Genomic DNA, 14,388 nt, shown 5'->3' with positions numbered 1-14,388 from the left:
CGCGACTCAGGCGGGGGTCAGCACCAGCTCGCCATCGCCTTCGCCGACCTTGACCGTGCTGCCGTCCTTGACATCGCCGCGCAGGATCGCGTCGGCGAGCGGGTCCTGCAGGTAACGCTGCACCGCGCGCTTGAGCGGACGCGCGCCATAGACCGGGTCGTAGCCGACACGGCCGAGCCAGTCGCGCGCCTCCGGCGTGAGGTCGAGCTTGATCTTGCGGTCGGCGAGCAGCTTGCCGAGCCGGGCGACCTGGATGTCGACGATCGGCGCCATTTCGCTGCGGCCGAGGCGGTGGAACAGCACGATCTCGTCGAGCCGGTTGAGGAACTCCGGCCGGAAATGCGCGCGCACCACTTCCATCACCTGCGGCTCGACTGTGGACACCTCCTGTCCCTCGTCGAGCTGGGTGAGGAACTGGCTGCCGAGATTCGAAGTCAGCACGATGATCGTGTTGGTGAAGTCGACCGTGCGGCCCTGGCCGTCGGTCAGGCGGCCATCGTCAAGCACCTGGAGCAGGATGTTGAAGACGTCGCCATGCGCCTTTTCGACCTCGTCGAACAGCACGACCTGATAGGGACGGCGGCGCACGGCTTCGGTGAGCACGCCGCCCTCCTCATATCCGACATAGCCCGGCGGGGCGCCGATCAGGCGCGCGACGCTGTGCTTCTCCATGAACTCGCTCATGTCGATGCGCACCATCGCGTGGGGATCGTCGAACAGGAATTCGGCGAGCGCCTTGGTCAGCTCGGTCTTGCCGACGCCGGTCGGGCCGAGGAACAGGAACGAGCCGAGCGGGCGGTTGGGGTCCTGGAGCCCGGCGCGGCTGCGGCGCACGGCGGTCGACACCGCCCTAACCGCCGTCTGCTGGCCGATCACGCGCTTGCCGAGCTGTTCCTCCATCGCGAGCAATTTCTCGCGCTCGCCTTCGAGCATCCGGTCGACCGGGATGCCGGTCCAGCGGCTGACCACCGCGGCGATATCGTCGGCGGTGACTTCCTCGCGCAGCATCGCCGGGCCGGTCGTGGCTTGGGCCTCTTCGAGCTGCTTGGTCAGCGCGGGGAGCGTGCCGTAGTTGAGCTCGGCCATCTTGGCGAGGTCACCGGCGCGTTGTGCCTGCTCGAGCTCGAGCCGGGCATGCTCGAGCTGCTCCTTGATCCTTGCCTCGCCGGCGATCTTGTCCTTCTCGGCCTGCCAGCGCTGGGTGAGCTCGGTGGATTGCTGTTCGAGATTGGCGAGCTCGTTCTCGAGGGTGGCGAGCCGGTCCTTCGACGCCTGGTCACTCTCCTTGCGCAGCGCCTCCCGCTCGATCTGGAGCTGCATGATGCGGCGGTCGAGCGTCTCGATCTCCTCGGGCTTGCTCTCCACTTCCATGCGGATGCGGCTGGCGGCCTCGTCCATCAGGTCGATCGCCTTGTCGGGGAGGAAGCGGTCGGTGATGTAGCGATTGGAAAGCGTCGCCGCCGAGACGATCGCGCCGTCGGTGATGCGCACGCCGTGGTGCAGCTCGTATTTCTCCTTGAGCCCGCGCAGGATCGAGATCGTGTCCTCGACCGTGGGCTCGCCGACGAACACCGGCTGGAAGCGGCGCTGGAGCGCGGGGTCCTTCTCGACATATTTGCGATATTCATCGAGCGTGGTCGCGCCGATGCAATGCAGCTCGCCGCGGGCGAGCGCGGGCTTGAGCAGATTGCCCGCGTCCATCGCGCCCTCGGATTTGCCCGCGCCGATCAGCGTGTGCATCTCGTCGATGAACAGGATGATGTCGCCCTCGGCGGCCTTCACCTCGTCGAGGACGCCCTTCAAGCGCTCCTCGAACTCGCCGCGATATTTGGCGCCCGCGATCAGGCTGCCCATGTCCAGCGCCATCAGCTTGCGGTCACGCAGCGTGTCGGGAACGTCGCCATTGGCGATGCGCAGCGCGAGGCCCTCGGCGATCGCGGTCTTGCCGACGCCGGGGTCGCCGATGAGCACCGGATTGTTCTTGGTGCGGCGGGCGAGGATCTGGATGGTGCGGCGGATCTCCTCGTCGCGGCCGATCACGGGATCGAGCTTGCCGTCCTTCGCCGCCTGGGTGAGGTCGCGGGCGAACTTCTTGAGCGCGTCGTAGCGGTCCTCTGCGCCGGCGGTGTCGGCGGTGCGGCCGCCGCGCAGCTGGTTGATCGCTGCGTTGAGCGCGTCGGCCTTGACCCCCGCGGCGGCGAGCGCGCGGCCGGCATTGGTGTTCGAGGCGAGGGTGAGCGCGAGCAGCATCCGCTCGACCGTGACGAAGCTGTCGCCCGCCTTGTTGGCGATCTGCTCGGCCTGGTCGAGCAGGCGCACCGCGTCATTGTCGAGGCCGGGCGCCTGCTGCGCGCCGCTCCCGGTGACGGCGGGCACGCGCGAGAGCGCCGTGTCGATCTCGCTCGACGCGCGTTTGGCGTCGCCGCCCGCGGCCTGGATCAGGCCGGCGGCCATCCCCTGCTCGTCCTCGAGCAGCGCCTTCAGGATATGTTCGGGGCTGATCCGCTGATGGTTGAGCCGGATCGCGACGGTCTGCGCCGACTGGAGGAAGCCCTTGGCGCGATCGGTGAATTTTTCGAGGTTCATGTACGTCCCTGTTGCCTGGTCACCGCGCGAGATGGTGTTGCATTTTTATCACGCAAGGGGCGATTTCTCGCTGCGTCGCACCTTAGGGGCGAGGCGGCCGGAATAGCAAACGCCCGGTCTGCCACCGAGATCCGGCGAATGTCGCGATACCGAAACAACGGCGACGCGGAACTGTCACCCGTCATACCCGATGCCGCAACGCACCCGGCCTAGCCGCACCGCCACATGGGCGCATGGCCCATGCCGATCTTTCGGAGAAAACAAACGATGCGCAACCTTGCAGCCTGGCTGTTGGCCGGCACCTCCATCCTATTGTCCGGCACCGCCTTCGCGCGCGATGCGGCGCCTGCGCCCGCCGAGACGTCCGCCGCCGAGGCGCCTGCGGACGAGTCCGGCGAAGCGGGCGAGATCGTGGTGATCGGCCGAGGCGAGACGCGGCAAGTCCAGGAGCTGGGATTCGAGGATATCGCCGAGCTTGCCGCCGGAACCAGCCCGCTCAAGGCGATCGAGAAGCTGCCGAGCGTCAACTTCCAGTCGGCCGACCCGTTCGGCAACTATGAATGGGCGCAGCGCGTCGCGATCCGCGGCTTCAACCAGAATCAGCTCGGCTTCACGCTCGACGGTATTCCGCTGGGCGACGCCAGCTATGGCAACGTCAACGGCCTGCACATCAGCCGCGCGATCACCAGCGAGAATATCGGCGAAGTGCGTGTGTCGCAGGGTGCCGGATCGCTCGGGACGCAGGCGACCAACAACCTCGGCGGCACGCTGGAGTTCTTCTCGCGCGATCCGTCGAGCGACTTCGGCCTGCGCGGCGAAGCCACCTATGGCAGCGAGAATACGGTGCGCCTGTTCGGCCGGATCGATACCGGCGACCTCGGCGGCGGCGTCGCGGGCTATGTCTCCTATGTCTATTCCGACATGGACAAGTGGAAGGGTTGGGGCTCGCAGCGCACCAATCAGGTCAATGCCAAGCTGGTCGCGCCGGTCGGCGACGTCCGCGTCACCGGCACGCTGAGCTACTCGGATCGCCGGGAGAACGATTACCAAGACCTGTCGCTCGGGATGATCAGCCGGCTCGGTTATGACTGGGACAATATCTCGAACGACTATACGCTGGCCGTGCGCCTCGCCGACATCGCCAACAACATCGACGGCTTCAACAACAGCACCGGCGCGCCCGGCGCAGACGGGCTGTCGGATATCACCGGCCTGCCGCCCTCGAATCCGGCCGCGGGCGCGACCTTCCCGACGCCGTTCGCGACGCTCGACGATGCCTATTTCGACGCCGCCGGCCTACGCCGCGACTGGCTCGCCTCGCTCGGCATCGAGAGCGGTGAGGGCAGTGCGGTGCGCTTCAACCTCAAGGGCTATTACCACAACAACCATGGCCAGGGCCTATGGTACACGCCTTATGTGCCGAGCCCCGGCGCGGGCAATTCGCCGATCTCGATCCGCACCACCGAATATGACATCGACCGCAAGGGCGTGTTCGGCAGTGTCGGCGGCCAGCTGGGCTTCAACGACGTCACCGTCGGCTTCTGGTACGAGCGCAACGATTTCCAGCAGGCGCGCCGTTTCTATGCGCTGAGCGGCCGGGCAACGCCGGATCGCGACAGCCTGGACTTCCAGTCCAACCCATTCGCGACGCAGTGGGATTACAACTATACCACCGATACGATCCAATATTATGTCCAGGACCGGCTGACCTTCGGCGACCTGACGGTGAACCTCGGCTGGAAGGGCTTCGACGTCCGCAACACCGCCGATCCGATCGTCGCGGGCAGCCTCGCTTCGGGCAAGATCAAGGTCACCGACTGGTTCCAGCCGAGCGTCGGCTTCAACTACCGGCTGGGTGCCGGCGCCGAGCTGTTCGGCGGTTTCACCCAGGTGACGCGCGCCTTCGTCTCATCGGCGACCACGGGCCCGTTCGCGACGACCCAGGCGGGCTTCGACGCGCTGCTCGCGGGTGCAACCAAGCTCGAGCCCGAGCAGTCGGACACTTATGAGCTGGGCGGCCGCTTCCGTTCCGGGCCGTTCACCGGATCGCTCGCCGGTTATTACGTCAACTTCCGCAACCGTCTGCTCGGCGTGACCACCGGCGCCGGCATCGTCGGCAACCCTGCGATCCTGCAGAATGTCGGCGACGTCCGCTCGGTGGGTTTCGAGGCGACCGGCGCGTTCAGGCTGCCGTCGGGCTTCGGGCTGTTCGCGTCGTACAGCTACAACGACTCCACCTATCGCGATAACGTCGTCAATGCGGCGGGTGCGCTGCTCGCGGCGACCAAGGACAAGACGGTGGTCGATGCGCCCCGCCATCTGCTCAAGGGCGAGGCGACGTTCGAACGCGACGGTTTCTCGGCGCGGGTCGGCGCCAACTATATGAGCAAGCGCTATTTCACCTATACCAACGACCGCTCGGTCGAGGGGCGCGTGGTGGTGGACGCGACGCTCGGCTACAAGTTCGACCTTGGCGGCCATGACCTGGAGATCCAGGGCAACGCCACCAACCTGCTCGACAAGAAGTACGTCTCCACGATCGGCACCAACGGCTTCGGCAATGCGGGCGACAATCAGACGCTGATGGTCGGGGCGCCGCAGCAGTTCTTCGTGACGCTCAAGGCCGGATTCTAATGAGCCGGGCGCGCGGAATTATTTCCGCGCGCCCGTGCTTGCCGGCTTCGGCGCCTTGGGCGCATTTGGAGCGAAGGTGTCGCCGAAAAAGTCCTTCGCGTACCAGCGCGGCGCGTCGGGCGCGTCGGCGATCTCGCGCGCGATCAGATAGTTGATCTTCGCGAACTTAGCGCCCGCCTGCCAGTTGAAGGGCTGGCTCAAATCGTCCTGCGGGCGGTGATAGGTCTTGCTCAGAAAGCCCATGAACTTCTCGCGTCCCTCGCCGGCGAAACCGGTCGCGAGCATGATCGAGGGCACGCCCTCGACCACGAAGCTGTAATGATCGGAGCGAGTGAAGATGCCCTGCTCGGGCAGCGGGTCGGGTGAGACCTTGATGCCCGCCTTCGCCGAGGCACGGCTGGCGATCGGGCCGAGCGTCGAATGCTCGCCGCCGAACGCGACCACGTCGGTGAAGTCATAGGTCAGCACCGGCATGTCGAGATTGACAACCGCGGCGATCTTGCCGCCCGCCGGCGCGAGCGGGTGCTTGGCGAGATATTGCGAGCCGAGCAGCCCGTCCTCCTCAGCGGTGACCGCGGCGAACATGATCGTGCGCCGGGGTTTTTCCTTGCCCTCGGCGAAGGCGCGCGCGACCTCCAGCATCGTGGCGATGCCAGCGGCATTGTCCATCGCGCCGTTATAGACCTTGTCGCCCTCGAGCTTGGGGTCGACGCCGTCATGGTCGAGATGCGCGGTGAGCATCACCACTTCCTTGGCCAGCACGGGATCGGCGCCGGGGATCACGCCGACCACATTCGGGCTGATCATCTTCTCGACCACGCTGTGCCGCTCGACGCGAATCGGCGCCTTGAGCGCGAAACCGTGCGGCATCGCGCCCTTGCGCGCGGCGGCGGCGAGCACGCGCTTCCAACTCATCGGGGCACCCGCGAACAAGGCTTCGGCGGCGGGGCCGTGGGCATAGGCGGTGGCGCGGATCTCGGGCGCCGAGGAGAAGGGCTTGCCGTCGGTGCCGACCCACACATAGCGCGAGCTCGCAGACATGGCGGCGAGCCGTTTCCACGGCATCTGGCTGGTGAGCTTGGGGGTGACGAGGGTGATGACGCCGATCGCGCCGCGTCGCGCCGCCATCTTGCCCTTTTCGGAATTGAGATGCGCGGCGATCTCGCTGGAGGTGCGGGCTTCGGGCGTGCCGTAGAGCAGCACGACGATCTTGCCGCGCACGTCGATCCCCGAATAGTCGTCGAAGCCGTGCTCGGGGGAGTCGAGGCCGTAGCCGACGAACACCGCGGGTGCCTCGACCAGCTGATCCGCCTCGCGCGGGAAGGCGGTCATCATGACGTCGGTGCCATTGTCGAACGGTTTGCCGCCGATCGTCACGGTCGCGGGCGCGCCGTCCTTGAACTTGGCGCGGACGAACTCGATCGGCTGGTACCAGCCCTTGGTACCGCCGGGCGTGAGGCCGAGCGCGTCGAAGCGGCTGGCGACGTAGAGCGCCGCGATGTCATAGCCGCGCGTCCCGGCGTCGCGGCCCTCGAGCAGGTCGTCGGCGAGGAACTCGACATGCGCGCGGACCTGTTCGGGCGAAAAGGGCGGTTCGTCGGCGGGGGATGCGGCGGTTTGGGCGGCAAGCGGCGAAGCGGCCGCGAGCAGCGCGGCGGTGAGCAGGATATGGCGCATGAATTCCCCTATGTTGTCGCCAGCGTAGCCAAAGCGGAACCGCTTACAAGCCCGTTGCACGGGAATACGGCGCGGCTATGCTGTTTCCATCGATACAAGTTTCCGGAAAGCCATCTCGATGAAGCCAGCCCTTACCAGCCTGACTGCGCTCGCGGTCGTCCTTTGCGCGCCTGCTTATGCGCAGCAGGCGCCCGCGCCGGTCGCGGTGTCGGAACTCGTGAAGCGCGTCGATATCCCTTATGAGGAATTCCGCCTGGCGAACGGCCTGCGCGTGGTCGTGCACACCGACCGCAAGGCGCCGGTCGTGGGTGTCGCGGTGTGGTACAATGTCGGGTCGAAGCATGAGCCCAAGGGCAAGACCGGCTTCGCGCATCTGTTCGAGCATCTGATGTTCAACGGTTCCGAGAATTCGCCGGGCGAGTTCTTCGAGCCGCTGAAGGAAGTCGGCGCGACCGATTACAATGGTACGACCAATTCGGACCGGACCAACTATTTCCAGACCGTGCCGCGCGCAGCGCTCGACCGCGCATTGTTCCTCGAGAGCGACCGCATGGGCTATCTCCTCGGCGCGGTGACTCAGGGCAAGCTCGACGAGCAGCGCGGCGTCGTCCAGAACGAGAAGCGCCAGGGCGACAACCAGCCCTATGGCCTGCTGCGCTACAAGGTGAGCGAGGGGCTGTTCCCCGAGGGGCATCCCTATCGCCACTCGACGATCGGATCGATGGCCGATCTCGACGCCGCCAGTCTCGACGACGTCAAGAACTGGTTCCGCCAATATTATGGGCCGAACAATGCCGTGCTGGTGCTGGCGGGCGACATCGACGTCGCGACCGCCAAGCCGCTGGTCGAGAAATATTTCGGCGCGATCCCCAAGGGTGCGACGATCAGCGATCCCAAGGTCGAGGTGCCGACGCTCGCCGCGGCCAAGGCCGAAGTAATGAAGGATCGCGTGGCGGTCACCCGCATCTACCGCATGTGGGCGGTGCCGGGGATGCGCGACAAGGAGTCGACCGTGCTCGACATCGCGACCGGCGTGCTCGGCGGGCTCGCCAGCTCGCGGCTCGACAACGCGCTGGTCAAGAAGGAGAAGCTGGCGGTCAGCGTCGGCGCGTTCAACCAGAGCCTCGCCCAGGCCGGCATGGTGCTGATCTCCGCCGACGTGCGGCCTGGCGTCGATCCGGCGGTGGTCGGCAAAAGACTGGACGAGCTGATCGCCGACTATCTCAAGAACGGTCCGACCAACGAGGAGCTGGAGCGTTACAAGACGCGCACCGCCTCGTCGCGCATTCGCGGGCTGGAATCGGTCGGCGGCTTCGGGGGCAAGGCGGTGACGCTGGCCTCGGGCGCGCTCTACATGAACGATCCGGGCTTTTATAAGAAGCAGCTCGCCGATCTGGCCGCAGTGACCCCGGCGCAAGCGCGCGACGTCGCCGCCAAATGGCTGTCGCGCCCGGCCTATGCACTGACGATCGAACCGGGGCCGCGCGAGGCTTATGCCGAAGCGGCGGGAGCGGCGAAAAAGCCGGCTGCGGCGGCCGAAGCGCCGTTCAAGGGCACGCGCGGCGCGCTGCCGGCAGTGGCCGAAGTCAAGGATATCGACTTCCCGGCGGTTACCCGCACCCGGCTCTCGAACGGCATCGAGCTGGTCTATGCCCAGCGCGACGCGGTGCCGGTCACTCAGGCGGTGATCAGCTTCGACGCGGGCACTGCGTCGGACGTACCGACCGCGCTCGGTACCGAGAGCATGGCGCTTGCGCTGCTCGAGGAAGGCACGGCGACGCGCGATTCGATTGGCATCGCCGAGGCGCAGGAACGGCTGGGTGCGGGAGTCAGCGCGGGCAGCAGCGCCGACCGCGCCTATATCTCGATGTTCACGCCGAGTCCCAACCTCGCCGGCTCGCTCGAGCTGATGGCGGATATTACGCGCCATCCGAGCTTCCCGGCGGCCGAGCTGGAGCGCGTGCGCAACCAGATGCTGGCGCAGATCGCACAGATCAAGGCGAACCCCGCGGGGCTCGCGCAGATGGCGATGCCGCCTCTACTCTACGGCGCGGAGTCGCCCTACGCGAAGACCGCGGCGATCGGCGGCGATCCCGAGGCGGTCAAGAAGCTCACCCGCGACGACCTGATCGGCTATTACAAGGCGTGGATCCGGCCCGAGAAGGCGAAGATCTTCGTCGTCTCCGACCGGCCGCTGGCCGAGGTGCAGGCCGCGTTCGAGGCGCGCTTCGGCGACTGGAAGGGTGAAGGTGCGGCGGGCACCAAGAGCTTCGCCGCCAAGGCTGCGCAGACCACGCCCCGGATCGTGCTGATCGACCGGCCGGATTCGCCGCAGTCGCTGATCTATGCCGCGCAGATGACGCCGGTCGATCCGTTCGCCGATTCGATCGCGCTCGGCACCGCGAGCGAAGTGCTGGGCGGCGACTTCCTCTCGCGCATCAACATGAACCTGCGTGAGGACAAGAGCTGGTCGTACGGCGCTCGCGGCGGAGTCGCCCGCATGGAGCATGCGGTACCCTTCACCGTCTCCGCGCCGGTGCAGGCCGACAAGACCGGTCCGGCGATCGCGGAGATCCAAAAGGAGGTTGGCGACTATCTGTCCGCCCGCGGCGTGACCCAGGCCGAGTTCGATCGCTCGGTGCTGAGCAGCGTGCGCAAGATGGCCGGGCAGTACGAGACCGCGGGGGCGGTGCTCAGCGCGATGCAGGCCAACGACTTTCTGCGCCGGCCCGACGATTATCAGGACGGGCTGGCTAAAAAATATCGCGCGCTGACCATGCCGCAGGTTGACGCTGCGGCACGCGGGGCAATCGACCCGAAACGCTTCATCTGGGTGGTCGTGGGCGATGCGTCGAAGGTCCGCGGGCAGCTTGACAGCCTCGGCCTGCCTGTCGAGGTGGTGAAGCCCGAGTCCGTCGGCACCGCCGTCAAGGCCGCCGCGAACTGAGGGGCAGAAGTTTTCGATCCGCACCCAATGACAGGAGAGACGAGCATGGCGAATGTCGATGGCACCTGGGATACCGTCACCCACTCGCCGATGGGCGACCAGAAGGCGACGCTGAGCGTGGTCAGCGCGGGGGACACCTTCACCGGCACCTATGCCGGCGCGCTCGGCACCACCGCGGTCAGCGGCCGGGTCGACGGCGACAAGCTGACCTGGACGGTCGACATTACCGTGCCGATGCCGATGACGTTGAGCATCGAGGCGACGGTCGACGGCGACAAGCTCACCGGCACCGTCACCGCCGGCGCGTTCGGCAGTTTCCCGATGGAGGGCGTGCGCGCCTGAGCATGGCGTGATGCCTGAATTGGGCCCGCCCCCCCGCCAGGGAGGCGGGCCTTTTCATTTGCGCGCTGTCATCGCTGGAACGGAATTGGGGGCAGCTCGACCTGTTTCACGCGAACCGGGCGGTTCGCCAGAAAGTCCTGGAGGATGGGCCGGAGGGCGGGACTGCCGAACAGATCGAACTCGTGCGCGGCATTCTCGACCACAACGACATGCGCGCGGGCCAGGCTAGCCGCGATCTCCCGCGCATTCTCGGCCGGGGTGCGCGCATCGAGGTCGCCGGCGAGGATAAGCGTCGGGACGTCGCTGCGCACGGTGCCGCGATAATCCTCGCCGAGATCGGCATTGGGCCATGCCTCGCGCAGGTCCATCAGCGGGAAGTTCATCGCGTTGCCGAGCAGCGCGCTGTCCGCTTGCACGCGGATCCGGGCGAGGCGCGCGGGGCTGGCGTAGGATGACAGGTCCATCATGTACTTCATCGCCGAGCCTAGCCGGAAGCGCGTGCGCATCATCAGCACCGCCGGGCCGATCCGCTCGAACCTGCCGGTCGCCATCTCGCGATAGGCGATCGGGAGGGTTGCCAGCAGCCGCGGATCGCCCAGCGCCTGCGCGGTGAGCAACTGCAGGTCGAATGCGCCGATCGTCACCTCGTGCGTAGCGCCGCCCGCGGGGTCGGCGACCGAGAGGGTGACGGCGGCACGGCGCAGCCGATCGAGCACCGCGCGCATCGTTGCGGGCAGGTCGGGGGTGCCGGCCCGCGCGGCGATGCGCGCGATCACGGTGTCGGTCTGCGCGGGCAGCTTGAGCGTGTGATCGGGGCCTTCGGGGCTGACCAGGACCAAGCGCGCGACGCTGCCGGGGTGGCGCCGGACCATCGCGAGCGCGAGATGCGAGCCGTAGCTGCGGCCCCACAGGTTGAGCCGGGCATAGCCGAAGGCGCGGCGCACGGCCTCGACGTCGTCCGCGCTTTCCACGGTGGTGTAGGATGCGAGCCGCACGCCGCTCGCGGCGAAGCGGTCGGCGGCGAGGCGTGCGGCGCGATCGATCGGCGGAAGCCACGCCGCCGGCGATCCCGGCGCATCGAGTGGCAGCGGCACCGCATCGGGCAGCGCAAGGCTGGGCTGCGACCGGCCCGTACCGCGCTGGTCGAAGGCGATCACGTCGCCTCCCATCAGGTCGAGCAACGCCGCCGCTTGCGGCGGGGGCAGGCCGGAGAGGAGCCGGGTGCCCGAATCGCCCGGACCTCCGGCGAGCAGCATGTTCGCGTGCGATGTCGCTACCGCGCCCGTCCATCGCAGCCGGATCGCAGCGAGTTCGATCTGCCGGGTGTCGCTGCTCGTGCCGCCCCGTTGCTCGGGAACCCGGACGAAGCCATTGGTGATCTCCATTTGCCGGCCATCGGATACGGTGAGCGTGCGGGTCGCGAACTGATGGATCGTGGGGGTGGAATCCTGGGCAACGGCTGGTGTCGCCAGCGCCAGCGCGACGCAGAGAAGACGGAAGGCATGCGTCATGCGCCGACGCCTTGCGCTTCGAGCTGCCGCATCCGGGCGGTGAGCGTCGCCAGGCGTCGCCGGGCGCGCGACAGAAGCAGGAGGGCGAGCGTCACGAGTCCGAGTCCGAACACACCCGCAACCAGTCCGGCCGGAAGCTTTGCGGCGAGCCCAAGCGCGAAGGCGCCGGTCGTGAAGATGGTCGTGAACGTCACCGCGAGCCGGGCGGCGACGACGCGCTGCCGGGCATAGAGCACCCGCCGCCGGGTCAGCACCCAGATCGCATAGCCCGTCCAGCCCATGCCGATCATCGCCAGCACGGCAAATGCGAGACTCGCGCGGAGCGGCAGGTCGGGCTCGGTCAGGCCCAGCGAGACGACCACCAAGGTCATCGTCAGCGCCACCGCCAGCAACGCACCGTGCAGCACGCGCGGGGCGGGCGAAAGCTCCGCCTCGGCGATCCGGCGGACGGCATCGCGCGCGGCGGCATCCATGGCTGGGTCCATCTTCATTCTCCGTCTTCCTCAAAGAGATCGCGCAGCAGATGCCGGGCGCGATGCAGGCGTGACTTGACTGTTCCCGGCGCGATCGCGAGCGCCTCCGCGATGTCGGCGATCGGCAGCTCCTGCAGATAGAACAGGGTCAGGATCTCGCGCTCGACCGGCGGCAGTCGCGCAAGGCTCCGCTCGACGAGATCGAGATTCTCGTGGTCCATGGTCTCGTCGGCCAGCGCATCCGCGTCCTCCGCCGCGAGCGGCAGGGTGGCGTAACGCTGCCTCAGGCTATCGGCGAAGGCGCGGTGCGCGATGCCGAACAGCCAGGAACGGAAGCGCTGCGGATCGCGCAGCCGGCCGATGCCGCGAAAGGTGCGCAGCCAGATATCCTGCGTCAACTCGGCGGCGGCATCGCCGTCCTGCGTCACGCGTCGCGCATAGGCGGCGAGGGGGGCGGCCCAGCGCGCGATCAGCGCGTCGAATGCCGCGCGATCGCCGAGCTGGCAGCGGATGACGAGCAGCTCGTCCGCGGCTTCCCGGCCCTTGTCGTGCGATCGCTGCATCTTCACCCCGAAACTTTCTCAGGGGTAGTCGCTGCGGGCGCGAAAAGGTTCGCGAAAAAATGCCCTTGGCGGGCTAGCGCCGGACGCGGGTCACATGCCCCATCTTGCGCCCTGGGCGGACCTCGTGCTTGCCGTAGAGGTGGAGATGCGCATCGCGCTCGGCGAGCAGGGCCGGCCAGCCATTGGCGTCGGCGCCGATCAGGTTGGTCATCTCCACCGCCGCGCCGGTCAGCGCGGTCGAACCGAGCGGCAGACCGCAGATCGCGCGGATGTGATTCTCGAACTGCGAGGTCACCGCGCCCTCGATCGTCCAGTGGCCGCTATTGTGGACGCGCGGTGCCATCTCGTTGAACACCGGGCCGTCTGCGGTCGCGAAGAACTCGCAGGTCAGCACGCCGACATGGCCGAGGCGTTCCGCGAGGCGCGTGGCGAGCGCGGCCGCGGCACCCGCCTGCGCGCCGATCGCATCGGGAGCGGGGACACTCGAGCGGGCGAGGATGCCGCTCTCATGCTCATTGTGTGGCGGGGGATAGGCGATGCTCGCGCCATCGGTGCCGCGCACGAGGAGGATCGAGAATTCGTGGGTGAAGGCGACCATGCCCTCCAGCACACACTCGCGGCCCTCGACCGCTGCCCAGGCCGCGTCGGCATCATCCGGCGAGGCGATACGTGCCTGGCCCTTGCCGTCATAGCCCTCGGTCGCGGTCTTGAGGATCGCAGGCGTACCGATTGCGGCGAGCGCGGCGTCGAACTCGTCGCGCGAGCCGACCCGGTGCCACGGCGCCGGCCGTCCGCCGCATAGCTCGGCGAGCTGCTTCTCGCGAGCGCGGTGCGCCGCGGTTTCCAGCGACGCGCGGCCGGGAACTACCGGGACATGCGCCGCCGCCGCGTCGATCGCGGCGGGCTCGATATTCTCGAACTCATAGGTCACGACCTGGCAGCGCCGCGCGAATGCCGCCAGTTCCGCCGCATCGTCATATGCGCCCTGGGTGAACGCCGCAGCGACGTCGCACGCTGGTCCGGTTTCGGGAGCGTAGATGTGGCAGCGATAGCCGAGCTGCGCCGCCGCGACCGCCAGCATCCGGCCGAGCTGGCCGCTGCCGAGGATGCCGATGGTGCTGCCGGGCGGGATGATGGTCATTCGTGCCTTGTCACTCGGGATCGTTGGCGACGCTGTCGGTCTGGCGCGCGCGCCAGGCCTGGAGGCGCTCGGCGAGCGCCGCGTCCGACGTGGCGAGGATCGCAGCCGCGAGCAGGCCGGCGTTGATCGCGCCCGGCTTGCCGATCGCGAGCGTGCCGACGGGGATGCCGCCGGGCATCTGGGCGATCGAGAGCAGGCTGTCCATGCCCTTCAGCGCCTTGGATTCCACCGGCACGCCGAGCACCGGAAGATGCGTCATCGACGCCGCCATGCCGGGCAGGTGCGCGGCGCCGCCCGCCCCGGCGATGACCACCTTGAGCCCGCGCGCCGCGGCGCCGGTGGCATAGTCATAGAGTCGCTGCGGGGTGCGGTGCGCCGAGACGACCTTGGTCTCGTGCGGCACGCCGAGCTCGGCAAGCAGGTCCGCGGCGTGGCGCATCGTCTCCCAGTCGGAGGTGCTGCCCATGATGATGCCGACCAGCGGTGCGTCCGCCATTCAATCCCCCTGTCCCAC

The 14,388-nt window shown here is 67.8% G+C and carries 10 protein-coding genes; 3 read left to right on the top strand and 7 right to left on the bottom strand.

Annotated features, from left to right (window positions below):
* Nucleotides 1-6: 6 nt before the first annotated feature.
* Complete coding sequence (gene clpB, locus ACO227_RS01710) at nucleotides 7-2,586, bottom strand: ATP-dependent chaperone ClpB (RefSeq protein WP_423604766.1); 2,580 nt, start codon at nucleotides 2,584-2,586, stop codon at nucleotides 7-9.
* Between the two features lie 267 nt (nucleotides 2,587-2,853).
* On the opposite strand from clpB, the gene ACO227_RS01705 reads away from it, so the two are divergent.
* A complete protein-coding gene (locus ACO227_RS01705; RefSeq protein WP_423604764.1) occupies nucleotides 2,854-5,220 on the top strand; it encodes a TonB-dependent receptor in 2,367 nt (788 codons plus the stop codon).
* 18 nt (nucleotides 5,221-5,238) lie between these two features.
* Here the strand turns inward: ACO227_RS01705 and ACO227_RS01700 are convergent, their stop codons facing one another.
* Nucleotides 5,239-6,897, bottom strand: coding sequence for a M28 family metallopeptidase (locus ACO227_RS01700; RefSeq protein ID WP_423604762.1), 1,659 nt, complete (start codon nucleotides 6,895-6,897; stop codon nucleotides 5,239-5,241).
* Between the two features lie 118 nt (nucleotides 6,898-7,015).
* On the opposite strand from ACO227_RS01700, the gene ACO227_RS01695 reads away from it, so the two are divergent.
* Together ACO227_RS01695 and ACO227_RS01690 are read left to right on the top strand one after the other, a co-directional pair.
* Nucleotides 7,016-9,844, top strand: a complete 2,829-nt coding sequence (locus ACO227_RS01695) for a M16 family metallopeptidase (RefSeq protein WP_423604761.1) — start codon at nucleotides 7,016-7,018, stop codon at nucleotides 9,842-9,844.
* Nucleotides 9,845-9,889: 45 nt separating this feature from the next.
* Nucleotides 9,890-10,186, top strand: coding sequence for a hypothetical protein (locus ACO227_RS01690; protein ID WP_343518556.1), 297 nt, complete (start codon nucleotides 9,890-9,892; stop codon nucleotides 10,184-10,186).
* 68 nt (nucleotides 10,187-10,254) lie between these two features.
* Here ACO227_RS01690 and ACO227_RS01685 read toward each other — a convergent pair whose 3' ends face one another.
* From ACO227_RS01685 to purE, 5 genes are all read right to left on the bottom strand, one after another.
* Nucleotides 10,255-11,697 (bottom strand): alpha/beta fold hydrolase, encoded by a 1,443-nt coding sequence (locus ACO227_RS01685; RefSeq protein WP_423604759.1) that lies wholly within the window; start codon nucleotides 11,695-11,697, stop codon nucleotides 10,255-10,257.
* Nucleotides 11,694-12,182 carry a hypothetical protein gene (locus ACO227_RS01680; RefSeq protein WP_423604758.1) on the bottom strand — a complete coding sequence of 163 codons (489 nt, stop codon included), beginning with the start codon at nucleotides 12,180-12,182 and terminating at the stop codon, nucleotides 11,694-11,696. The genes ACO227_RS01685 and ACO227_RS01680 overlap by 4 nt, the downstream gene beginning before the upstream one ends.
* Nucleotides 12,183-12,184: 2 nt before the next feature.
* Entirely contained in the window at nucleotides 12,185-12,733 is a 549-nt protein-coding gene (locus ACO227_RS01675) for an RNA polymerase sigma factor (RefSeq protein ID WP_423604756.1), read from the bottom strand.
* A gap of 73 nt (nucleotides 12,734-12,806) precedes the next feature.
* Entirely contained in the window at nucleotides 12,807-13,874 is a 1,068-nt protein-coding gene (locus tag ACO227_RS01670) for a 5-(carboxyamino)imidazole ribonucleotide synthase (RefSeq protein WP_423604754.1), read from the bottom strand.
* A gap of 10 nt (nucleotides 13,875-13,884) precedes the next feature.
* Entirely contained in the window at nucleotides 13,885-14,370 is a 486-nt protein-coding gene (purE, locus tag ACO227_RS01665) for a 5-(carboxyamino)imidazole ribonucleotide mutase (RefSeq protein ID WP_423604753.1), read from the bottom strand.
* Nucleotides 14,371-14,388 lie beyond the last annotated feature (18 nt).

The sequence above is a fragment of the Sphingomonas sp. MS122 genome, from assembly GCF_049532975.1.
GTDB lineage: Bacteria > Pseudomonadota > Alphaproteobacteria > Sphingomonadales > Sphingomonadaceae > Sphingomonas.
Note: the sequence above shows the minus strand (reverse complement) of the source record. Positions and strands in the feature narration are given on the sequence as shown.

Bases quoted from the DNA above. Each gene is read 5' to 3' on its own strand.
- ACO227_RS01695 (WP_423604761.1), top strand. From the start codon at position 7,016: ATGAAGCCAGCCCTTACCAGCCTGACTGCGCTCGCGGTCGTCCTTTGC.
- ACO227_RS01700 (WP_423604762.1), bottom strand. From the start codon at position 6,897: ATGCGCCATATCCTGCTCACCGCCGCGCTGCTCGCGGCCGCTTCGCCG.
- purE (WP_423604753.1), bottom strand. From the start codon at position 14,370: ATGGCGGACGCACCGCTGGTCGGCATCATCATGGGCAGCACCTCCGAC.
- ACO227_RS01705 (WP_423604764.1), top strand. From the start codon at position 2,854: ATGCGCAACCTTGCAGCCTGGCTGTTGGCCGGCACCTCCATCCTATTG.
- ACO227_RS01675 (WP_423604756.1), bottom strand. From the start codon at position 12,733: ATGCAGCGATCGCACGACAAGGGCCGGGAAGCCGCGGACGAGCTGCTC.
- ACO227_RS01685 (WP_423604759.1), bottom strand. From the start codon at position 11,697: ATGACGCATGCCTTCCGTCTTCTCTGCGTCGCGCTGGCGCTGGCGACA.
- ACO227_RS01690 (WP_343518556.1), top strand. From the start codon at position 9,890: ATGGCGAATGTCGATGGCACCTGGGATACCGTCACCCACTCGCCGATG.
- ACO227_RS01680 (WP_423604758.1), bottom strand. From the start codon at position 12,182: ATGGACCCAGCCATGGATGCCGCCGCGCGCGATGCCGTCCGCCGGATC.
- clpB (WP_423604766.1), bottom strand. From the start codon at position 2,586: ATGAACCTCGAAAAATTCACCGATCGCGCCAAGGGCTTCCTCCAGTCG.
- ACO227_RS01670 (WP_423604754.1), bottom strand. From the start codon at position 13,874: ATGACCATCATCCCGCCCGGCAGCACCATCGGCATCCTCGGCAGCGGC.